The organism is Streptomyces sp. NTH33, from assembly GCF_003236365.1.
In the GTDB taxonomy this organism is placed as follows: Bacteria; Actinomycetota; Actinomycetes; order Streptomycetales; family Streptomycetaceae; genus Streptomyces.
In genome coordinates, this window is the sequence record NZ_POTZ01000997.1 from 1 (window position 1) to 886 (window position 886).

Genomic DNA, 886 nt, shown 5'->3' on the forward strand with positions numbered 1-886 from the left:
GGACGGGGCCGAGTGGTCCGTGACGGCGGATGGAGTCGTCGCCCGCACCGATCGGCTGCGCGGCCCGAGTCGGCCGTCGGTGTCCCGGGCCCGCACGGTGAAGACGTACGTGGTCGAGGGGCTGAGCCGGGTGACGTCCACCATGTGCTCGGACGCCGGCACGTCCCTCACCTTCGTGCCGCCCCGGTACACCTCGTACCCGGCGACGCCCGAGGCCGCGGGTGCCGCGTTCCACATGACGTGCACGCTGGTCGCGCTCCCGGCCGCCGCGGTGACGCCGGTCGGTGCCCCGGGCATCCGGCCGCTCTCGCCGTCGCCGACGACGCCCCGGCCGCAGGCGGCCAGCAGCGCCGGCACGACGCACAAGGCCACGACACGCCCGAGCACGCGGTGACGCCGGGAAGCGGGGACGGGAACGCGTCGCACGAGGCCGGACTCCCCTCTTCAGCAGCGGCGCGGACGACTCGGACGCCGCGCGGGCAATGGTCCGGACCAATATGGCGCCTCGGTGGGGCCGTATCAAGAGGGCTGCCGTCCAGGGCTGCCTCGGGACGTTACGTATGCTGGAGCCTCTTCCGGGCTGAACTTCCCCGGGTCGCAGGGGAGTTCACGCTGCGGCGCGGACCGCTGTCGTCGTTGGTCCCGCGCCGGTGCGGGCGGCCGGGGGCCGGGCCGGCCGCGGCTTGGTGTCCCCCGGCCGCTCGGAGGGCGTTACGGGCCATGCGCCCCCCGGTCACCTAACGTGGGGCGCGTGATCGAATTCATCACCTATGAGGTGACTGTCCGTAATGCTCCAGAGGAGAGGGTTCCTCATCGTGCGTGCCAAGTCGCTGACCCTCGTCGCGGCGAGCAGCGTCCTGCTCGCTCCGACGACGCTGCCCGCCCC

1 protein-coding gene is annotated in these 886 nt (G+C 73.5%); it reads right to left on the reverse strand.

All coding sequences use genetic code 11. The annotated features are described in order from the left end of the window. On the reverse strand, nt 1-426 hold a 426-nt coding region (locus C1I97_RS38060; protein WP_441349204.1), incomplete at its 3' end, for a fibronectin type III domain-containing protein. Between the last annotated feature and the right edge of the window lie 460 nt (nt 427-886).